This window comes from Candidatus Methylomicrobium oryzae, assembly GCF_016745425.1.
Classification (GTDB): Bacteria; Pseudomonadota; Gammaproteobacteria; order Methylococcales; family Methylomonadaceae; genus Methylomicrobium; species Methylomicrobium oryzae.
This window is the reverse complement of the sequence record NZ_JAERVK010000012.1, coordinates 22,217-41,340: the sequence shown is the minus strand read 5'-3', so window position 1 is coordinate 41,340 and position 19,124 is coordinate 22,217. Positions and strand designations below refer to the sequence as shown.

Genomic DNA, 19,124 nt, shown 5'->3' with positions numbered 1-19,124 from the left:
GGTTTAACGGGACTTGGAGATAAGTATTGTCGATTTTTCGCCTTCAGCAATTTTCGGTCAGCCAGGAACGGGCGGCGATGAAAATTTGTACGGACAGCCTGCTGTTCGGTGCGATGATGCCGGTCTGTCCGGAAGGCCGCGTGCTGGACATCGGCGCCGGCTGCGGACTGCTGTCGCTGATCGCGGCGCAGCTCGGTGCCGGCCGGGTAATCGGTGTGGAGCTGATGGACGACGCGTGCCGGGAGGCGGCGGAAAATTTCCGCCGCAGCCCCTGGGCCGACCGGCTGCAGGCGGTTCGGGACAGCATTCAGCATTTCGCGGACCTGGAATCCGGCCGCTACGACTTGATCGTCAGCAATCCGCCCTTTTTCGAGAACCATTTGAACGCCGACGAGCCGATGCGCAATGCCGCCCGTCATAATGTGCATCTGACGCATGCCGAACTTGTCGGGATTGCGGCGCGGCTGCTCGCGCGGGATGGGGTGTTTTATGTATTGCTACCCGTGCAGTCGGGGATAACGTTTACCCGTTTGTGCGCGCAGGCCGGCTTGCATTTATGGCGCCAAGCCGTTTTTCGAGGCTATGCGCACAGCAAGGCCAAGGTAGCCGCCTTGACGTTTGGCCGGCAGCCTGTGTCGGCTCCGGTTTTCGAAACGATTACGGTTTATGACGAGCCGGGCGTCTATTCGGCAACGGCACGGACCTGTCTGGCGAAACTCCTGATGCGCTTCGCGGGAAGCGAAAACGCCAAGGGCACTGGTTGAAAGGGTCGATGGCACAAGCACTTCCTTGTGCCAGCCCCGGAAGATGGCCTTTAGTTGACTACGCGGTGTCCGCGGTTGCGCATGCAGGTCGCATACGAGCGCTTGTAATCATGCTCGGATTCGAAGCCTTGTTTGGCGCCGCCGCCGAAACCGCCTGCCGCCGCGCCGATTGCCGCGCCCGCGCCCGGGTTGCCGGTGAAGGCGCCGACCACCGCGCCGCCCGCCGCGCCGATCAAAGCGCCGGTGCCCGCGCCGATTGCAGTTTCCTTGGTCGTTCCTCCGGAAGCCTGTTTGGCGAGCTGCTGGCACTCGGCCATATCCTGATTGATTCGATAAGCATTCGGGTCATTGTAAGGGTCTACAGTCGGCTGCCAGCCGCCGTAACTGTAGCAGCCCGTCAGCAGGACGCTGCCGATAATGACCAAGCTTAAAGCTGATTTTTTCATGGGTTTACCTTCTTTAATTTTAGTTGGAACAAAGTGTAGCCGATCTTTGATGAATAATGGATGAACGGTCTGATCTTAATCCGATCGTATTATAGCTCTCTTAAGCTCCGCAACGGAGGCCTGCGGACTACCCGGCGCAATCCCCACAGGCCCGCTGACAAGACGATTACGGCGCTGAGTAAAGGGATGGTCAGCCATAAGTCGCGATGTAGTTGGAACGGGATATGCATGACCTGGCGGTACAGCGCAAAGTTCAGGGATTCGGCAATTAGTACGCCGATCACTCCTGAGATAGCGCCAAGGCAGAAAAATTCAATGCTCTGCATTTTCCTTAGAAAGCCGCGCGAAGCGCCGAATGTCCTGAGCAGTGCGCTCTCATGGATGCGCTGGTCCAGTGTGCCGTACACGGACGCGAACAGGACGGTCAGCGCGGCCGACAAGGCCAGGTAGAACAAATAATTGACCGCCTCTGTCAATTGCGTAAACAGCGTCTGCAATTGCCGCAGAATCCGTTCGACTTCGAGGATGGACATGCTCGGGAATTCTTTTGCCAGCGCGTTCAATGCGTTTTTTTTCGCTTCCGGCAGATAAAAACTGGTCATCAAGGTATGGGGGAAATCTTCCAGGGTGCCGGGCGAAAAAATCATGTAAAAATTCGGCTTCATCGATTCCCAGCGCAGCGCCCTGAAATTGGCGACCGTCGCTTCGAACTGCCGCCCTCCGGAGCTGAAGGTCAGGCGGTCTCCCACTTTGATGCCCAGACTGTCGGCGAGTTTCTGTTCGACCGATACCAAGCCGGGCGCGTTTCGGTTCCACCACGCGCCGGCCGCAATCGTGTTCTCTTCCGGCACCTCGCGGCTCCAGGTCAGGCTCAATTCGCGGTGCGTGGCGTTATCGCCCTGCGAGCCCCTGACCGCGATCTCCTGTACCGGCTTCCGGTTGATATGCGTCAACCTGCCCCGGACGACCGGATAAAACGGGCTGCTTTCGATGCCTTTATCCTGCAGGGAGCGTTCGAACGCTGCCAACTGGTCCGGGAAGATGTTCAGTGCAAAATGGTTCGGCGCATTCTCGGGCAATTGGTGGCGCCAAGTAGCGATCAGTTCGTTCCGAACCATCAGGCTCGACAGCATCGCCGCCAGCGTGACGCCGAATGCCAGAATCTGCGCAATGCTCGCGCGCGGTTCGCGGAGCAGGCCGCGCCATCCGAAACGCCAGCCCAGCGGCATGCGGGGCAGCAGCTTGCGGATCGCGGACAGCATCGCCCAAACGATCAGGGCAAGCAGCAGCAGCGCCGCCATCGTGACTCCGGTCACCACCGCGGTCATTCCGGCGTCGCCGGTATAGCGCCAGACCAGTGCGCAAATCAACGTCAGCGCCAGGCCGTAAACCAGCCAGGCGCTGCTCGGCAACGGTTCCAGTTCGTGGCGCAGGACTCTGAGCGGCGGCACCCGCTTCAGGCGTAGGATCGGCGGCAATGCAAAGCCGAAGAGGATGATCAGGCCGGCGCCGGCGCCGAACAGTACCGCGAGGGCGCCCGGCTGCTGCGCCAGCGAAGCGGGCAGCAAGGGGCGCAGCAGTAAAAACAATCCTTCCTGAAACAGCCAGCCGAATCCGCAGCCCAGCGCGCCGGTAACCAGTCCCAGCAGCGCGAACTGCATGCAGTAGAGCCTCAGGATTTCCCCCTGCGTGCAGCCGAAACAGCCGAGCAGCGCCGAAGTATCGAAATGGCGTTCGCTGTAGCGCCGCGCCGCCATCGAGATTGCGGCGCCGGCAATGATTACCACCACGATGCTCGACAGGCCCAGGAACTGCTCGGCGCGGGTCAGTGCCGAGCCGAGTTCGGGCCGGTCTTCGTGAACGTCCAGCAGGCGTTGCGAGGGATTCAACTGCGGTTTTACGAAGCGCCGGAAGGCGAACAGCGCTTTCGAGTCGCCGCTGAATTGGAAGAACCGATGCACATGGCTGCCGGGCTGGATCACTTTCGTCGCTTCCAGGTCGGCGGCGTTGATCAGCACGCGCGGCGAAAAACTGAAGAAACCGCCCTGCTGATCGGGTTCATAGGTCAGAATTTGGGTGATTCGGAGCTTTTTTTCGCCGACCGTCAGCGCATCGCCGAATTTCAGCTTCAGCGCGGACAGGATACGGCGTTCGACCCACGCCGCGCCGATTTCCGGGCCGTGGGTGACGACCGTTTCGGTCCGGTGTTCGGCGTCGGCGATTTTCAAGAAGCCGCGCAGCGGATAGGCGGCGTCGACTGCTTTGATGCTGGCCAGCAGCATTTCGTCGTTCTCGATCAGCATGCTCGAAAACTCGGTCGTCCGGGCTTCTTTCAGGCCCAGCCGGCGGGACTCGGCCAGCCATTCCGCCGGGATCGGGCCGGGACTCTGGATGACCAGGTCGGCCGCCAGAAATTCGGCGGTTTGCGCGGTCATCGCCCGTTCCAGGCGGTCCGCGAACAGCGAGGCGGCGGTCAAGGCGGTGACCGCGATCAAGAGCGCCAGTATCAGCAACGTCAACTCGCCGGACCGCGCTTCGCGGCCGAGCAGGCGCAACGCAAGCTTCATTCTGTTCATATCTGCCTCCCGAAAGCCAGTTTGACCGTGCGTTCGCAACGTTCCGCCAGCGCGGCGTCATGGGTCACCAAGAGCAGGGTGGTCCCGTTTTCCCGATTCAATTCGAACAAGAGGTCGATCACCGTCGCGCCGGTCCGGCTGTCGAGGTTGCCGGTCGGTTCGTCCGCGAACAGGATCCGCGGACGGGTCGCGAACGCACGCGCCAGCGCCACGCGCTGCTGCTCGCCGCCGGAGAGCTGTTTCGGCGTGTGCTTCAGGCGTTCGCCGAGGCCCACCCGGCCGAGCCAGTCGCGGGCCTCCGATGCGGCCCGCCGGTCGCCTTTCAGTTCGAGCGGCAGCATCACGTTTTCGAGCGCGGTCAGGCCGGGTAACAATTGGAACGACTGAAACATGAAGCCGATCAGCTCGTTACGCAGCGCGGCGCGGCCGTCTTCGTCGAGCTTTGTTAATGATCGTCCGTCCAGCCGGACGGAGCCGGCGCTGGGCGTATCGAGGCCTGCCAGAAGCCCGATCAGCGTCGATTTGCCGGAGCCGGATTCGCCGGTGATCGCGACGCTTTGGCCCTGCCGGATCCGTAAATCGATCGAGTTCAGGATATGCAAAACGCCTTCGGAAGTCGTCACCGATTTGCTGAGGTTTTCTGTTACGATAATATCCATTATGGGTTCCTTGCGCGGATTGTTCATGTTGTCGAAATTCTGTTTATGGCTGGGCGCGGCATTGTTTTCGCTCAATATACACGCCGAAACGGTGGTGGTGCTGGGCGACAGCATCAGTGCCGCCTATGGGATCGAAGTCGAGCAGGGCTGGGTACGCTTGCTGGAGTCAAAACTACGGAAGGCGGGTATCGAGGCCCTGGTCCGCAACGAGAGCATCAGCGGCGAAACCAGCGCCGGCGGCCTTGCCCGCATCGACCGCATCCTGGGCGAGGAAAAACCGTCGGTGGTGATCATCGAGCTCGGCGCGAACGACGGCTTGCGCGGACTCTCGCCGGCTGCACTGAAACACAATTTGGACGAGATCATCCGCCGCAGCCGGGCGCGCGGCGCGAAGGTGCTGCTGCTCAGCATGACTATCCCTCCGAATTACGGTAAACGCTATATCGATATGATTTATAATGTGTACCACGAATTATCCCGGGAAAAATCCGTGCCCTTGGTGCCGTTCATCCTCGGGGATATTGCGCTGGTCGAGGAACTGATGCAGCCCGACGGCCTGCATCCGAATGCGAAAGCCCAGCCGTTGATTGCGGACAAGATTTGGCAGCACTTATTGCCTTTACTCAACACATCACCTGAAAAAAGAGATTGAAGGATGCACATTTTGACATTGGAAAAAGCCAATTTGATTATACAGACTGCGATTGCAAAGGCCAGAGAACTGAAAATGGCGCCGTTGACCGTGGTGGTGCTGGATGCGGCGGGGCATTTGAAAGCGCTGCAGCGGGAAGACGGCGCCAGCATGATCCGTCAGGAGATCGCGACCGCCAAGGCCTGGGGGGCGGTCAGTATGGGCGTATCGTCGAGAAGCTTGGCCGGCGTTGCGGTGCAGCGGCCGGACTTCATGAATTCACTGGTGACGCTGTCGCAGGGCAAGGTGATGCCGGTACCGGGCGGCGTGCTGATTCGCGACAAGGAAAATAATCAATTGATCGGCGCGGTCGGGATTAGCGGCGACGTATCGGACCAGGATGAGCGCTGCGCGATCGCAGGCATCGAGGCGGCCGGGTTTGCGGCAGGCGTATAGGAAGCGGTAAGCCGGCGCTGGTTTAGGGAAAAGGGAGTTTTCCCGGCTCCAGGTGTCACTGGGTTCATGGGAATTTTTTGATTAGGTAGGGACTTTCGGTTTGCCGGAGATACGGCATCGCCCGGATTGAAGCCAGGAAGTCAATGGACAGCTTGAACTTGTCCTTGCGGGGAAGACGATGGGACTGGTTTAGGCGCGGATTTTTAAGGCGCCGAAAAAGGATGATGTTGCATCTCCCGCCTGCGCCGTAATGTACTTTCGTCCTTGAACCGTAGGTTCAAGTGGAGGCTGGATCGGTAAATCAGGCTTCCCGACAAGTACGGGCATGCTCACCATTGCCGGATGTTCGCCCCCGGGGTAAAAATAGGTTCAGGAAACACCCAATACATTTCGAACGCTGCAGGAGATACAGGACTCTATTGTATCGCGTTTATCGATTTTCCAAAACGTTTTCTATTTTCTGGATCATGTCGGCCAGCGACGAGCCGAAATCGAAACGCAGGCTGTCGTTTTGGCTTTTCAGAAAGGAAAGCTCATGCACAAGGTTCAGGGCCGCCATCACGGCGATTCGGTCGGCACCGTTCACTTTACCGGAGTCGCGGATTTGCCGCATCTGTTTGTCGAGCAGTTGCGCAGATTCGATCAGGCGTTGGCGCTCTTCCGGTTCGCAGGCGATTTTATATTCCTTGCCCATGATCGTCAGGACGACCGCTTCTTTTTTGACCGTGCTCATGAACCGTGTTCCATCGCTTTCAGGCGGGAAATCATTGCTTCTACGCGAATCCGGGCCTGTGTAGTTTTTTCGATCAGTTTCGCTTTTTCCTTCACCAGGGCTTCCTGTTTGATTTTCAGCGAATGATTTTCGTTTTTAAGTGCATTGTATTGTTCGATCAGCAAGTCCAGCTTTTCTTCAAGCTCTTTCAATTCGAGTGATTGATTCGGTTTTGTGTTCATCGTCATCTGAACTTGGCGTTAAGGGTGTTAGGAGATGTTTTTATGCCGGGCATAAACACGAAATACTTTCTGTTAAAATGACGGACATCAATGAGTTACCCCGATGCGAATGCCATTATACACATATTGGGCAAGTACCCGTAAGGGGATTGCGCACAGAAAACAGGCTATTTTCCGCCCTTCCGAAAGGCGGCGGCAAACGCGTAGGATAGCGTATTTATGGGCATGCGGCGCTTTTCGGTGGTAGCATAGCTACATTCATCCAGTCTATTCGAATTATGACCTACCAGGATATAGACAGTTTTTTCAAAGGCAGCGACGAAGTCAACTCGGCCGCGGAAGCGCACGGTTTGGCGACCGGCATGTTGTGCGTGAATGGGCAAACGCAAAGTGCCGCTTGGATCAAACAGCTGTTTGACGAAGGCGACGAGGTCAGGGCCGAGCAGTCGCGGCAGCTTGCGCAGCTGTTCGAGGAAACCAGGGCGTCTCTGGAAAGCGGGGATTACGACTTCGAGCCGTTTCTGCCGGCGGATGACGTCCCGTTAAGGGAGCAGATCGCGGCGCTTGCCGACTGGTGTCAGGGGTTCTTGTTCGGTGTCGGTGCGCTGTACCGGAACGGCGAACAATCCGGCCAGACCCGCGAAATCCTTCGCGACATTGTCGAATTCACCCGGCTGGACCCCGATGCGGAGGGCGAAGAAGACGAGGCCGCGTTCATGGAAGTTACCGAATATCTGCGTACCGCGGTCTTATTGTTGCGCGCCGAGCTCGGCTCGAACGGGCGCATCAGGATTCATTAACCGGCAATACCCAGCATGAAACAAAGCGAATTCAAAAAACGGCGCAAGCAGCTGATGCAGCGCGTCGGCAAAGGCAACATCGCGTTGATCGGCAGCGCGGCTGAACGCGTTCGCAACCGCGACGTGCATTACCCCTATCGGCAGGACAGCGATTTTTATTACCTGACCGGCTTCAACGAGCCCGAAGCGCTGGCCGTATTCATCCCCGGCCGGGAACAGGGCGAATACATCCTGTTCTGCCGCGAATACGACGAGACCAAGGCGCTGTGGGAAGGCGCCCATGCAGGCCTCGAAGGCGCGGTCAAGCATTATGAGGCCGACGATTCGTTTCCGATCGACGATCTTCACGAAATTCTGCCCGGCATGCTCGAAAACAAGGGCAAGGTGTTCTATCCGCTGGGGCGCGACCCCGACCTCGATCACAGCCTGCTCGAATGGATCAACCACCTGCGCGGCCAGACCCGCCGGGGCATCACCGCCCCGGGCGAACTGGTATCGCTCGAGCACATCCTGCACGAGATGCGCCTGTTCAAGAGTCCGGCCGAACTGAAACTGATGCGGCGTGCGGCCGAGGTGTCGGCCAAGGCGCACGTCAAGGCGATGCAGGCCTGCAAGCCCGGCCTGTACGAATATCAGATCGAGGCGGAGCTCTTATACCAGTTTTATCAGGGCGGTTTGCGCCATGTCGCTTACCCGAGCATCGTCGCCGGCGGCAAGAATGCCTGCGTATTGCACTACATCGAAAACAAAGATGTGCTGAAGAGCGGCGATTTGCTGCTGATCGATGCGGGCGCGGAGTGCGACCATTACGCGGCCGATATTACCCGCACTTTTCCGGTTTCCGGCCGGTTTACCGAGCCGCAAAAACTACTTTACCAACTGGTGCTCGACGCGCAGTCCGCGGCGCTCGAACAGGTCAGGCCCGGCCTGCCCTGGAATGCGGCGCACGACGCGGCGGTCGAAACGATCACCAAAGGCCTGGTCGAGCTGGGCATCCTGAAGGGCAGGGTCAAGAAACTGATCAAGGACGAGAAATACAAGCCGTTTTTCATGCACCGGATCGGCCATTGGCTCGGGATGGACGTGCACGATGTCGGCGACTACAAGGTCGAACAGGAATGGCGCCTGCTCGAACCGGGCATGGTAGTGACCGTCGAGCCCGGCCTGTATATTCCGCACGATTACGAGAAGGTCGAGGAAAAATGGCGCGGCATCGGCATACGGATCGAAGACGACGTTTTGGTGACCCAAGGCGGTTACGAATGTCTGACGGCCGGGGTGCCGAAAACGATCGACGAAATCGAAGCCCTGATGCAGGCCGCCTGATGCAGCCGGAATACGATTTATTGATCGCGGGCGGCGGGCTGGCGGGCAATTGCCTGGCCCTGGCGCTGCAGAATCCGGGTCTGAAGCTTGCGGTCATCGAAACGAACACGCGCGCCGAGCAGCGTGCCTCCCCCGCCGGCGACCGCGCGCTGGCCCTGGCGGCCGGCACGGTCACCATGCTGGACGCACTGGGTGTCTGGCAAGGCATTCGGCAGGCTGCTACCCCGATCAAAACGATCCACGTATCCGATCGCGGCCATTTCGGCAAGGCCCGGCTGTCGGCCGAACAGGAAGGCGTCGAGGCGCTGGGTTATGTGATCACTGCGCGCGATCTGGAAGGGCATGTCGCGGATCGTGCCGAAGCGGCCGGCATCGAGCGGATTTGCCCGGCGCGGGTCGCGGGCCTCTATTCCGGCGGTGATGAGATCGGCGTCAGTCTGAAACAGGGCGGCGAGTCCGTCACCTTATCCGCAAAACTGCTGGCCGGCGCCGACGGCGGCCTGTCATCAGTGCGCAAACTGCTCGATATCGGTCAGCAGATGACCGATTACGGTCAGACCGCGCTGGTGACTACGGTCAGCACGTCCCGTCCTAACCGGTTCACTGCGTACGAGCGCTTTACCGCCTCGGGTCCTTTAGCGTTGTTGCCGGTGGACGAGCGGCATTCGGCAGTGGTCTGGACGCGTACGCGGGAAGATGCCGAAACGCTGCTTTCGCTTCCGGAAGCCGAATTTACCGCCGAACTGCAGGCCTGCTTCGGCTACCGGCTCGGCGAACTGAGCTTGGCCGCGCCGCGGCGGGCGTTCCCGCTGACCTTGATCCGCGCGGAGCGAATGGTCGAGGGACGCGCGGTGATTGTCGGCAATGCGGCGCATCAATTGCATCCGGTCGCGGGCCAAGGATTCAATCTCGGCCTCCGCGATGTGACCGCGCTGGCGGAAGCGCTGCTTGGGCGGCATGCGCAAGGCGGCGACATCGGCGATCCGGCGCTCTTGAAGGCTTATGCCGAGGCGCGCCGCCGGGATCATGACCGCACGATCCGTTTTACCGATCAGCTGATTCACATTTTCTCGAACGAATGGCTGCCGGTGGCTGCGGTCCGGAATGCCGGCTTGTGCCTGCTCGACCGGATTCCGGCGGCGAAATCCCTGCTGTCGCGGCATGCCATGGGCCTGTCCGGCCGGCTGCCGCGCCTCGGCGCCCGGAGATAAACGATGAGCGAACGTTTCGAAGTGATTGTGGCGGGCGGCGGCATGGTCGGCGCGGCGGTAGCCTGCGCGCTCGGGCATGGCGGCGTGCGCGTCGCGCTGCTCGACAAAACGGCGCCTCTGCGGGAGTGGCCGCCGGAGCCGATCGATATCCGCGTTTCGGCGCTGACCCGCGCCTCGCAACGGATCCTGGAGCGTTTGGAGGCATGGCCGGGCATGGTGCGCCGCGGCGTTTCCCCGTACCGGGAAATGCGCGTTTTCGATGCGCGCGGAGGCGGCGAACTGCATTTCGATTGCGCGGATACCGAATACGGCGAACTCGGCTACATCGTCGAAAACCGGGTGACGGTCGCCGCGCTGTGGGACGTGCTCGATACGCTGGACAGTGTGACTCGCATCACGCCGGCGTCGGTTTCCGGGATCGAGGCCGAACCGGGCGGCGTGCGCCTCAGACTTGACGACGGGCGGATTTTTGCGGCTGATTTGGCGGTTGGGGCAGACGGTCACGATTCGCTTCTGCGCAAGCTGGCCGGTATCGGCGTGACCGGCTGGGACTACGGCCAGCATGGGCTCGTTGCAACGGTGACCACCGAGCTGAGCCATCGGGCTACGGCCTGGCAGCGCTTTCTGGACGAAGGCCCCTTGGCGTTTCTGCCGCTTGCGAACGGCCGGTGCTCGATCGTCTGGACCTTGCGTTCGGATACCGCGAAGGCGTATCTGGCCCTGGCGGATGCCGATTTTCTGGCCGCCTTGGAGCAGGCCTCGGACGGGCTGTTCGGCAGGATGCTGGCGGTGGGGCCGCGCGCGGCTTTCCCTTTGCGCTTTCAATACGCCAACAGTTATACCGCCGATCATCTGGCGCTGGCCGGCGATGCGGCGCATGTGATGCACCCTCTGGCCGGACAGGGCGCAAACGCGGGCCTGCTGGATGCGGCCGCTATCGCCGAGGTGATCCTGGAGGCTAAGCGCGGACAACGCTCGTTAGCGGGACGGAGCTTGCTGCGCCGGTACGAACGCTGGCGTAAAGGCGACAATCTGATCATGATGGGCAGTATGGATGCCTTGAACAAGGTCTTCGGCATCCGCGCTTCGGGATTGAGCGAATTGCGGTCCGCCGGCATGGGCTGGGTCGACCGGGCCGGCTTGCTGAAGAACTATTTCAACCGCTATGCGATGGGGTTGCGCGACGATTTGCCTTCCCTTGCCGAAGGCAAGGATTGCTGGTAGCGTTTATCCCGCAACAACCCCCATTTATTTTGACGGCGAAGGTTTACCACCCTTGCCCGCATCTGGTATATTCGGCACATGGCTAAGCGGCTTGCCGGAGAACCGTAGGCTCTTGATGATAATAATGATCACCGGCGTATCAATTCAAAAAAATTTAGAGGGGGGTTTGCGTCATGACTGAAGGGTTGTTTATTCTGACCGTTATTTTTGTGGCTTATGTCGTTTATCAGGTCGTAAACGATAAGAGTGCCGGCACAAAAACCGCTGTTCATGAGGAGACGCCGGCACCTTCGGCCGCTGCTCCCGCTCCGAAACCGCAACCCGCCGCTAAAGCGGAGCCCGAAAATGCCCCCAAACCTGCAGTACCTGCACCGGCGCCCGCTGCTGCGAGTATCGCCCCGGCTCCTGCTTCCGGTGCGGCGGCCAAGACCGGGCTGCGCAATCCCGAGACCGGTGAAGTAACCCCCGTATTTACCAACTACCGTTTCGCCAAGCGCTGGATCAAGGAAGCGCTGGTCGCCGAAGGGTTGCTGGACAAGATCTACAAAAACAATGAGCTGGATGCCGGCGCCGAGGCCAAAATCAAGGACGCGGTCGCCAAGCTCGAAGCGATGCCGAAATACCGGGCTTGAATGTAGAAGGCGTTTTTTCCTGGGGCGGTAAGCGCAGGGGCGGATAGCATGGAGTGGACCGCTAAGGATGGGGGCCAAGAATAACCTCCTTGTTACCTCTTGATCGTTACCACGCTTAGCGCCTGTCAGGAGACACCCCGTAGGTGACAAAGGTGTACAGACGTTCTTTAATCACAACCTTCAGTTGTAGGGTACGCTGTGCGTACCTTTTCACCTCCAATGGTACGCACAGCGTACCCTACAGCGGTTTGTGCTCTTTGGGTGTAACCGAGCCGGGAAGAGGATATTTACGATAAGCGCTCGGCGGGAAAGCGAGAGGAGGAAGTTATGATCGACCCCATCCTAAGCGCTTGTTGAGGCGTCACGCTGCGGTTTTGAGTGGGATAGGTTGGCTCTGCCTTTCTTACGAACGAGAGACTTGCCGGGATTAAAAAAAACGGCAGGTCTTGACACTCAACCCTTTCTCCGAACATCCCAGCTGATCGGCCCGGCCTTCTGACGGGCAATTCAACCTTAGCGCTCCATTCGCGCAGCTGCTTCCCCGCGCTCCCAATTTCAGTCGTCCAGTTCCAGTTTTTTCAGCCGATAGCGGAACGAGCGGAACGTTAACCCTAGCTGTTTAGCCGCTGCGGTTTTATTCCATCTGTTTTCTTCGAGCGCATGCAGAATCGCCCGTCTTTCGATCGCTTCCAGATAATCTTCGAGCGAACCCTGGCCCGGATCGTAGCGGGATTCTTCGGAAAGATGCGTCTCCGCGATCCCGATCGGCAGATTCAGGTCGTCCACTTCGATGCATTTCCCATCGTACAAAGCCAGCGCCCTTTCGAGAATGTTTTCGAGCTCCCGGATATTGCCCGGAAAACGGTAGCGCAGTAATGCTTCGAGCGCCGCCTGTGAAATTTCTGGCTTGTGCGTATGCGTCTGCTCGGTCAGTTTGACCAGAATATGTTCGACCAGCACCGGTACGTCGGCGGTGCGTTCGCGCAGGGGCGGCACATTCAACTCGATTACATTGATCCGGTAAAACAGATCCTGGCGGAAATTGCCGTTCTGCACCATCTCGGCCAGATTTCTGTGGGTCGCGCTCAACAGCCGCACATCGACCGGGATTTCCTGTTGTTCGCCGACCGGGCGGATCTTTTTTTCCTGGATTGCCCGGAGCAGTTTGACCTGCAGCGAAGGGGGCAGATCGGCGATTTCATCGAGAAATAGGGTGCCGCCGTCCGCAGCCTGAAACAGGCCTTTTTTATCGCTGACTGCGCCGGTGAAGCTGCCTTTTTTATGTCCGAAGAATTCGCTTTCCATCAGTTCGTGCGGTATCGCGCCGCAGTTGATCGCGACGAAGGATTTGTCGCTGCGGGTGCTCTGCTGGTGTATCAAGCGAGCGACCAGTTCCTTGCCCGCGCCTGATTCGCCGTGAATGTAGACCGGTGCCTGGCTGCGCGCGAGCTTGGCGATTTTGGAACGGATGTCGCGCATCAGCTGCGACTCGCCGAGCAGGGTATGGCGCATCCGGCGGTCCTTGGCCGATGTGTTATCCTTGAATTTCAGCGCGTTCGCGACCAGTTGCCGCAGTGCCAACAGATCGACCGGTTTGGAAACGAAATCGAAAGCGCCTTTTTTCATTGCGGTGATTGCGGTGTCCATATTGCCGTGGGCGGTGATCACCGCGACCGGAGGCGGGGCATCGGAGGACTGAATCAATTCGACCAGTTCGAGTCCGTCGCCGTCGGGCAATTTCAAATCGGTCAGGCAGAGATCGAAGGTGCGCTCCTGCAATAATTGTCTGGCGCCGGAAGCCGTGCCGGCGCTCCGGGTCTCGACGCCCATCCGGTTCAGGGTGATTTCGAGTAATTCGATAATGTCGGGCTCGTCGTCGACGATCAATGCAAAAGGTGTCTTCATTTATTCAACGGAATGATTTATCGGCATCGCTCAGATACAGCCTGAAGCTGCTGCGTTGGTTTTGGGATAAATGATAGCCTAATTTGGCGTGGTTTAATTCGGCCAATTCCTTACAGATGAAAAGCCCTAACCCGGTGCCTTTGCTCGAGGTAGTGAAAAAGGGTTCGAACAGGCGGCTCTGATGCTCGGGGGCGATCCCGGGGCCATTGTCGATTACTTCGATGCAAGGCGAATTTTGCGCTATGTAAACGTGCAGAGTGATCGGCCCATGTTCGGGATGGCCGTAGAGCAGCGCATTCCGGCATAGATTGTCGAGGATTTGTTTCAAATGGCCGGGATCGATGAATGCGGTTAGCCGGTCCTGGTCAATATGAAGCCTGAACGTTTTCTGCTCGGCCAGTTGATGTTCCAGCGTAAACGTTTCCAGGTAGTGGGTCAGCCAGGGCTTAAGCTGAATTTTTTCCCGGCGCGAGGCGCTGCGTCGGGAAAGCTGCAGGATGTCCTCGATGATCTTGTTTACCCGTTTTGAATGGGTCTGGATGATCTGAGTCAAACGCCGGTCTTGCGGAGTGAAATCAGGATTTTCGGAGAGCAGTTGCCCGGCATGGCTGATCGCTCCGAGCGGATTGCGGATTTCGTGCGCAATGCTCGCAGTCAGGCGCCCCAGCGAAGCCAGTTTGCTTTGCTGGACATGCTGGTTGTACAGCGCGATGTCTTCCAGCACCAGCATGTAGAAAGCACGGCTGCGGGTCGGCAGCAGGATGAAGCGGACGCGGATTTCGGCTTGATCGGGGAGGGTCAGTTCCGCCTGATCCAACTCCTGGTCATAGAGCCAGTCGCCGAAGTCTTCGGAGAGACGGGCCGAGATATCGCGCAAATGCAGGGGGCTTTTCTCCAGATTCAGCATTTTCAAGGCGGCCGTATTGGCCAACTGTACGATTTGCTTCCGGTTGGTGATGAGGATGCCGGTTTCCAGATGCTGGATGATGTAGTGATTCAGTTCTTCCAGGTTCGCGATCGTTCGTTCGTGCCGGGCCGCCAGTTCCAGAAGGCTTTCGCTCCGCTTTGCGAGTACGTAGGACAGCAGTGCGATCGTCAGAAAGGCGGCCCCCAGCATTCCCGCATAAGGGTAGGACGCTGCGGCGAAGCTGTCCGTGAAATCCGCATAAATCTCTTCGGCCAACACCAGCAGGCTGGCCATCGCGGCAAAAAACATGGCGCAGCGCCCGCCGATCGTGACGCCGCCCGACGCCACCGACACGGCCATTAAAATTCCGATGCCGCTTTTGAGTCCGCCGGAAGCGTGCATGATCAGGGTTAAGAGGATGATGTCGGAAAACAGCAGGAATTGCGCCTGCAGGCTGTAAGTGGCGAATCGGGAGCGGAGCAGGAAGCCGGAGATCAGCGTCAGCAGCAGATAAAGCAGGCTGGCGGAATGGTAAAGTTGGGTATTTAAAGAGCCCAGCACCGAAGGTGCGACGGGAGCGTAAAACAGCGCGATGAAAAAGCCGGCCAGAAACAGCCGGTAAACCAAGTAGACTTTTAAAAGCAGCCATGCCTGCTGTTCGGGAATGCCGTAACCTTTCGATAGCGGACAGGGATGGATGATGCTTTGATTATTTTCCGGCATGCCGACTAATGTTGATGCTGTTTTTCCGGTAATTTATTAGAATATCCGTTATCCAATAAGCATAGCATTGCCGCGCGCGATCTTGCGAAAAATCAATATCGTAACCCCGCCTCATCGGAGCATCCATGAATATTCACGAATATCAGGCCAAACAGCTGTTTCGCAGCTACGGGATACCGGCGCCGGAGGGCAGGCCGGCGGCGTCCGCGCAGGAAGCCGATCGGGCCGCAAGGGAGTTGGACGGCGCGGGCTGGGTCGTGAAGGCGCAGGTGCATGCGGGCGGGCGCGGCAAGGCGGGCGGCGTGAAACTGGTGAAAAGGGTTGAGGACGTTGCAGCGGTGAGCCGCGACCTGCTCGGCAGCCGTCTGGTCACCCATCAAACGGATAGCGCCGGTTTGCCGGTTCAAAAACTGTTGATCGAAAAAACCTATCCGATCAAACGCGAACTCTATCTTAGCCTGATCGTCGACCGGGGCAGCGAGCGGATGACGTTCATCGTTTCCGCCGCCGGCGGCATGGACATCGAAGCGGTTGCCCATGAGTCGCCTGAAAAGATCCTGTCGATCGCGATTCATCCGGCCGCCGGTCTGCAGGCCAACCAATGCCGGCGCTGCGCCTATGCATTGGGTCTCAAGGGGGAACAAATCAAGGCGCTGGCCGGGATCATGCAGGGCATGTACAGGCTGTTTCTGGAAAAAGACGCCAGCCAGATCGAAATCAATCCGTTGATCGAAACGGAAGCGGGTGAATTGCTCGCGCTCGATGCGAAGATCAACTTCGACGACAATGCGGTCGCCGCGCATCCGGACATTCTGGCGCTCAGGGATCACGAACAGGAAGATGCAAGAGAAAATAAGGCGCAGCAATACGGCTTGAACTATATCACCCTCGACGGCACGATCGGCTGCATGGTGAACGGCGCGGGGCTGGCGATGGCGACGATGGATTTGGTCAAATTGAAGGGCGGCAGGCCGGCCAATTTCCTGGACGTCGGCGGCGGCACCAACGTGGAGAAAGTCTGCGAAGCCTTCAAGCTGATCCTCTCCGACGGCAACGTGAAGGCGGTGCTGGTCAATATTTTCGGCGGCATCGTCCAGTGCGACATTATCGCCAGCGGGATTCTGGCCGCGATTAAGCAGGTGCATGTCGCGGTGCCGGTGGTGGTCCGGCTGGAAGGCACCAATGCCGAACAGGGCCGGGCGCTGCTGAACAGTACCGGTCTCAATTTATATGCCGCCGACGATTTGACGCATGCGGCGGAACAGGTCGTAGCGCTGGCGGAGGCCGCAGCATGAGTATCTTGATCGATAAAAACACCCGGGTGATCTGCCAGGGCTTTACCGGCAAACAGGGTACTTTCCATTCCCAGCAGGCGCTCGAATACGGCACGCAGCTGGTCGGCGGGGTGACGCCGGAGCGCGGCGGCAGCCGGCATCTGGGCCTGCCGGTATTCAATACGGTCGAGGAAGCGGCCAAGGCTACCGGGGCGGATGCCAGCATGATTTACGTGCCGCCGTTTTACGCGGCCGATGCGATCCTCGAAGCGGTCGATGCCGGGATTAAGCTGATCGTCTGCATCACCGAGGGCATTCCGACCCTGCACATGCTGCGCGTGAAAGCCGCGATGGCCGGCACCGGCGCGCTGCTGGTCGGCCCGAACTGTCCCGGGGTGATCACGCCCGGTCAATGCAAGATCGGCATCATGCCCGGCAAGATCCATCTGCCGGGATCGATCGGGATCGTCTCGCGCTCCGGCACGCTGACCTACGAATCGGTGCATCAGACGACGCACCAGGGCCTTGGTCAGAGCTCCTGTGTCGGGATCGGCGGCGATCCGATCCACGGCATGAACTTCGTCGACGTGCTGAGCCGCTTTCAGGAAGACGAGCAGACCCGGGGCATCGTGATGGTCGGCGAAATCGGCGGCGGCGAGGAAGAAGATGCGGCCGAGTATATCCAGGCGCATGTGACCAAGCCGGTGGTCGCCTATATCGCCGGCCAAACCGCCCCGCCCGGCAAGCGCATGGGCCACGCCGGCGCGATCGTGACCGGCGGCAAGGGCACCGCGGCGGGCAAAGTCGCGGCGCTGAAAGCGGCCGGGGTCGAAGTGGTCAGCTCGCCGACCGACATCGGCGCGGCGATCAGAGGCTGTTTGCCGCGGTAATTCAGGTTTACCGCTTTTGAAGGTTCATGCCGAAGACCTGCCGGGTTTTTAAAACCCGCAGGTCTTTGTTCAATTTCTTCTTTCCCTTAAATCCAACGTCTCGAATTTTACGAGCCCGCATGACTTTAAGAATCGCCCTCGCGCAAACCAATTTCCTGGTCGGCGACATCGACGCCAACGTCCAAAACATCGTCCGAAACGCCAAACATGCCCATGAAACTCTCGGCGCGGATTTGGTTGTTTTTCCGGAACTGACCGTGACCGGTTATCCGGCCGAAGACTTGCTGTTAAGACCCGACTTCATTAACGCCGCGAACGGCGCCCTTAACCGGCTGGCTGTGCTGCTGCCGAAGGCTATCGCCGCGGTGGTCGGTTTTCCGGAACAGGACGGCAGCAAGCTTTACAATAGCGCGGCGGTCTTTTATCAGGGCAGGATCCTGGCCCGCTACCGCAAGCGGGCGTTGCCCAATTACGGCGTGTTCGACGAGCAGCGCTATTTTTCCGCCGGCGACAAGACCTGCGTGTTTTCCTTCAAGGGGACGAGGATCGGCTTGACCATCTGCGAGGATGTTTGGCACGCCGGCATTATCGCCGAGAATCAGCGCGAAGGCGCCGATCTGCTGCTGACCCTGAATGCCTCGCCGTTCCATGCGGGCAAAATTCGCCAGCGCGAAGCGGTGGTTTGCGGCCAAGTCAAGACCGCGCAAATTCCGCTGGTGTATGTGAACCAGATCGGCGGCCAGGACGAATTGGTCTTCGACGGCGCTTCGTTCGTGGTCGATGCGCAGGGCGAGATTGTGTTCCGGGCCGAAGAGTTCAAGGAGCAGGTCGGTGTCGTCGATTTTGTCGACGGTTGGCCGCTCAAAGGTGATTGCGCGCCGCTTTATACGCCGGTGGCGAGCGAATATCAGGCGCTGGTGCTGGGGATTCGGGATTACGTCCGCAAGAACGGCTTCAAGGGGGCTCTGCTGGGTTTATCGGGCGGGATCGATTCCGCGCTGGTGCTGGCGTTGGCAGTCGATGCGCTGGGGGCGGATCAGGTCGAAGCGGTGCTGATGCCGTCGCGTTATACCCAGCCGATGAGCATCGAGGATGCGGTCTGGGAGGCCGAGGCGCTCGGCGTCAGCCACCATACCGTACCGATCGACCCGGCCGTATCCTCCTTTAGCGGAATGCTGGCCGGGATTTTCGCCGGTACGAAACCCGATACGACCGAAGAAAACATCCAGGCGCGCTGCCGTGGGGTGATTCTGATGGCGATTTCGAACAAACAGGGCAAGTTGCTGCTGACGACCGGCAACAAGAGCGAGATGAGCGTCGGCTATGCGACGCTGTACGGCGACATGGCCGGCGGCTTCGCGCCGATCAAGGACGTGCCGAAGATGCTGGTCTATCAATTGGCGCGCTACCGGAACGGCGTGTCGCTGGTGATTCCGGAACGGGTGCTGATCCGGCCGCCGTCTGCGGAACTGGCGCCCGGCCAGGTCGATCAGGACTCCCTGCCGCCTTACGAAGTACTCGACCCTATTCTCGAACGCTACGTCGAGCTTGACCAGTCGGCCGATGAGATCATCGCGGCCGGCTTCAGCCCCGAAGATGTGGCCCGGGCCGTCAGCCTGGTCGACCGCAACGAATACAAGCGCCGCCAGTCGCCGCCCTGCGTCAAGATCACCGAACGGGCGTTCGGGCGCGACCGGCGTTATCCGATTACCTCCGGGTATCGGGGAATGAAGAAGTAGGAAAGGT

The 19,124-nt window shown here is 59.3% G+C and carries 18 protein-coding genes and 1 other RNA gene; 11 read left to right on the top strand and 8 right to left on the bottom strand.

Annotated features, from left to right (window positions below; translation table 11 throughout):
- Positions 1 to 26: 26 nt before the first annotated feature.
- On the top strand, positions 27 to 764 hold the full coding sequence (locus tag JJL52_RS14030; RefSeq protein ID WP_202053118.1) for a tRNA1(Val) (adenine(37)-N6)-methyltransferase: 738 nt from the start codon (positions 27 to 29) through the stop codon (positions 762 to 764).
- Between the two features lie 50 nt (positions 765 to 814).
- Here the strand turns inward: JJL52_RS14030 and JJL52_RS14025 are convergent, their stop codons facing one another.
- From JJL52_RS14025 to JJL52_RS14015, 3 genes are all read right to left on the bottom strand, one after another.
- On the bottom strand, positions 815 to 1,210 hold the full coding sequence (locus tag JJL52_RS14025) for a YMGG-like glycine zipper-containing protein (RefSeq protein ID WP_202053117.1): 396 nt from the start codon (positions 1,208 to 1,210) through the stop codon (positions 815 to 817).
- Between the two features lie 89 nt (positions 1,211 to 1,299).
- On the bottom strand, positions 1,300 to 3,786 hold the full coding sequence (locus JJL52_RS14020) for an ABC transporter permease (RefSeq protein ID WP_202053116.1): 2,487 nt from the start codon (positions 3,784 to 3,786) through the stop codon (positions 1,300 to 1,302).
- Positions 3,783 to 4,445, bottom strand: coding sequence for an ABC transporter ATP-binding protein (locus JJL52_RS14015; protein WP_236994262.1), 663 nt, complete (start codon positions 4,443 to 4,445; stop codon positions 3,783 to 3,785). Before JJL52_RS14015 ends, JJL52_RS14020 begins: the two co-directional genes overlap by 4 nt.
- A 25-nt stretch (positions 4,446 to 4,470) precedes the next feature.
- Between JJL52_RS14015 and JJL52_RS14010 the strand changes: the two genes are divergently transcribed.
- Both JJL52_RS14010 and JJL52_RS14005 read left to right on the top strand, forming a co-directional pair.
- Complete coding sequence (locus JJL52_RS14010; RefSeq protein WP_202053114.1) at positions 4,471 to 5,097, top strand: arylesterase; 627 nt, start codon at positions 4,471 to 4,473, stop codon at positions 5,095 to 5,097.
- 3 nt (positions 5,098 to 5,100) lie between these two features.
- Positions 5,101 to 5,532, top strand: coding sequence for a GlcG/HbpS family heme-binding protein (locus tag JJL52_RS14005; protein WP_202053113.1), 432 nt, complete (start codon positions 5,101 to 5,103; stop codon positions 5,530 to 5,532).
- Positions 5,533 to 5,761: 229 nt separating this feature from the next.
- On the opposite strand, the gene ssrS is transcribed toward JJL52_RS14005, so the two are convergent.
- The 3 genes from ssrS to JJL52_RS13990 all read right to left on the bottom strand — a co-directional run bounded on the left by ssrS (position 5,762) and on the right by JJL52_RS13990 (position 6,486).
- A non-coding RNA gene (ssrS, locus tag JJL52_RS14000) (6S RNA) lies at positions 5,762 to 5,941 on the bottom strand.
- A 21-nt stretch (positions 5,942 to 5,962) separates the two neighbouring features.
- Positions 5,963 to 6,265, bottom strand: coding sequence for a cell division protein ZapA (locus JJL52_RS13995; protein WP_202053112.1), 303 nt, complete (start codon positions 6,263 to 6,265; stop codon positions 5,963 to 5,965).
- The gene (locus tag JJL52_RS13990; protein ID WP_436231524.1) at positions 6,262 to 6,486 is read right to left on the bottom strand and encodes a TIGR02449 family protein; all 225 of its coding nucleotides are present in this window, start codon (positions 6,484 to 6,486) and stop codon (positions 6,262 to 6,264) included. Before JJL52_RS13990 ends, JJL52_RS13995 begins: the two co-directional genes overlap by 4 nt.
- A gap of 278 nt (positions 6,487 to 6,764) precedes the next feature.
- Here JJL52_RS13990 and JJL52_RS13985 point away from each other — a divergent pair, with 278 nt between their 5' ends.
- From JJL52_RS13985 to JJL52_RS13965, 5 genes are all read left to right on the top strand, one after another.
- Positions 6,765 to 7,286, top strand: a complete 522-nt coding sequence (locus JJL52_RS13985; RefSeq protein WP_202053110.1) for a UPF0149 family protein — start codon at positions 6,765 to 6,767, stop codon at positions 7,284 to 7,286.
- A gap of 15 nt (positions 7,287 to 7,301) precedes the next feature.
- The gene (gene pepP / locus JJL52_RS13980) at positions 7,302 to 8,612 is read left to right on the top strand and encodes a Xaa-Pro aminopeptidase (protein WP_202053109.1); all 1,311 of its coding nucleotides are present in this window, start codon (positions 7,302 to 7,304) and stop codon (positions 8,610 to 8,612) included.
- Entirely contained in the window at positions 8,612 to 9,823 is a 1,212-nt protein-coding gene (gene ubiH, locus JJL52_RS13975; RefSeq protein ID WP_202053108.1) for a 2-octaprenyl-6-methoxyphenyl hydroxylase, read from the top strand. The genes pepP and ubiH overlap by 1 nt, the downstream gene beginning before the upstream one ends.
- A gap of 3 nt (positions 9,824 to 9,826) precedes the next feature.
- A complete protein-coding gene (locus tag JJL52_RS13970) occupies positions 9,827 to 11,047 on the top strand; it encodes a UbiH/UbiF/VisC/COQ6 family ubiquinone biosynthesis hydroxylase (protein WP_202053107.1) in 1,221 nt (406 codons plus the stop codon).
- 173 nt (positions 11,048 to 11,220) lie between these two features.
- A complete protein-coding gene (locus JJL52_RS13965; protein ID WP_202053106.1) occupies positions 11,221 to 11,679 on the top strand; it encodes a hypothetical protein in 459 nt (152 codons plus the stop codon).
- A gap of 555 nt (positions 11,680 to 12,234) precedes the next feature.
- Here JJL52_RS13965 and JJL52_RS13960 read toward each other — a convergent pair.
- Together JJL52_RS13960 and JJL52_RS13955 are read right to left on the bottom strand one after the other, a co-directional pair.
- Positions 12,235 to 13,584, bottom strand: coding sequence for a sigma-54-dependent transcriptional regulator (locus JJL52_RS13960; RefSeq protein ID WP_202053105.1), 1,350 nt, complete (start codon positions 13,582 to 13,584; stop codon positions 12,235 to 12,237).
- A 4-nt stretch (positions 13,585 to 13,588) separates the two neighbouring features.
- The gene (locus JJL52_RS13955; protein ID WP_202053104.1) at positions 13,589 to 15,214 is read right to left on the bottom strand and encodes a two-component system sensor histidine kinase NtrB; all 1,626 of its coding nucleotides are present in this window, start codon (positions 15,212 to 15,214) and stop codon (positions 13,589 to 13,591) included.
- Positions 15,215 to 15,339: 125 nt separating this feature from the next.
- On the opposite strand from JJL52_RS13955, the gene sucC reads away from it, so the two are divergent.
- The 3 genes from sucC to JJL52_RS13940 all read left to right on the top strand — a co-directional run bounded on the left by sucC (position 15,340) and on the right by JJL52_RS13940 (position 19,117).
- Positions 15,340 to 16,509: an ADP-forming succinate--CoA ligase subunit beta gene (gene sucC, locus JJL52_RS13950; protein ID WP_202053103.1), complete on the top strand. Its 1,170-nt coding sequence runs from the start codon at positions 15,340 to 15,342 to the stop codon at positions 16,507 to 16,509.
- On the top strand, positions 16,506 to 17,378 hold the full coding sequence (sucD, locus tag JJL52_RS13945) for a succinate--CoA ligase subunit alpha (RefSeq protein ID WP_202053102.1): 873 nt from the start codon (positions 16,506 to 16,508) through the stop codon (positions 17,376 to 17,378). The genes sucC and sucD overlap by 4 nt, the downstream gene beginning before the upstream one ends.
- A 119-nt stretch (positions 17,379 to 17,497) precedes the next feature.
- Complete coding sequence (locus tag JJL52_RS13940; RefSeq protein ID WP_202053101.1) at positions 17,498 to 19,117, top strand: NAD+ synthase; 1,620 nt, start codon at positions 17,498 to 17,500, stop codon at positions 19,115 to 19,117.
- The last annotated feature ends 7 nt before the right edge of the window (positions 19,118 to 19,124 follow it).

What these genes read in the sequence shown, in the direction of transcription:
- JJL52_RS14025 (WP_202053117.1), bottom strand. Translation starts at nt 1,210, where the DNA reads ATGAAAAAATCAGCTTTAAGCTTGGTCATTATCGGCAGCGTCCTGCTG.
- JJL52_RS14020 (WP_202053116.1), bottom strand. Translation starts at nt 3,786, where the DNA reads ATGAACAGAATGAAGCTTGCGTTGCGCCTGCTCGGCCGCGAAGCGCGG.
- JJL52_RS14015 (WP_236994262.1), bottom strand. Translation starts at nt 4,445, where the DNA reads ATGGATATTATCGTAACAGAAAACCTCAGCAAATCGGTGACGACTTCC.
- JJL52_RS14010 (WP_202053114.1), top strand. Translation starts at nt 4,471, where the DNA reads ATGTTGTCGAAATTCTGTTTATGGCTGGGCGCGGCATTGTTTTCGCTC.
- JJL52_RS14005 (WP_202053113.1), top strand. Translation starts at nt 5,101, where the DNA reads ATGCACATTTTGACATTGGAAAAAGCCAATTTGATTATACAGACTGCG.
- JJL52_RS13995 (WP_202053112.1), bottom strand. Translation starts at nt 6,265, where the DNA reads ATGAGCACGGTCAAAAAAGAAGCGGTCGTCCTGACGATCATGGGCAAG.
- JJL52_RS13990 (WP_436231524.1), bottom strand. Translation starts at nt 6,486, where the DNA reads ATGAACACAAAACCGAATCAATCACTCGAATTGAAAGAGCTTGAAGAA.
- JJL52_RS13985 (WP_202053110.1), top strand. Translation starts at nt 6,765, where the DNA reads ATGACCTACCAGGATATAGACAGTTTTTTCAAAGGCAGCGACGAAGTC.
- pepP (WP_202053109.1), top strand. Translation starts at nt 7,302, where the DNA reads ATGAAACAAAGCGAATTCAAAAAACGGCGCAAGCAGCTGATGCAGCGC.
- ubiH (WP_202053108.1), top strand. Translation starts at nt 8,612, where the DNA reads ATGCAGCCGGAATACGATTTATTGATCGCGGGCGGCGGGCTGGCGGGC.
- JJL52_RS13970 (WP_202053107.1), top strand. Translation starts at nt 9,827, where the DNA reads ATGAGCGAACGTTTCGAAGTGATTGTGGCGGGCGGCGGCATGGTCGGC.
- JJL52_RS13965 (WP_202053106.1), top strand. Translation starts at nt 11,221, where the DNA reads ATGACTGAAGGGTTGTTTATTCTGACCGTTATTTTTGTGGCTTATGTC.
- JJL52_RS13960 (WP_202053105.1), bottom strand. Translation starts at nt 13,584, where the DNA reads ATGAAGACACCTTTTGCATTGATCGTCGACGACGAGCCCGACATTATC.
- JJL52_RS13955 (WP_202053104.1), bottom strand. Translation starts at nt 15,214, where the DNA reads ATGCCGGAAAATAATCAAAGCATCATCCATCCCTGTCCGCTATCGAAA.
- sucC (WP_202053103.1), top strand. Translation starts at nt 15,340, where the DNA reads ATGAATATTCACGAATATCAGGCCAAACAGCTGTTTCGCAGCTACGGG.
- sucD (WP_202053102.1), top strand. Translation starts at nt 16,506, where the DNA reads ATGAGTATCTTGATCGATAAAAACACCCGGGTGATCTGCCAGGGCTTT.
- JJL52_RS13940 (WP_202053101.1), top strand. Translation starts at nt 17,498, where the DNA reads ATGACTTTAAGAATCGCCCTCGCGCAAACCAATTTCCTGGTCGGCGAC.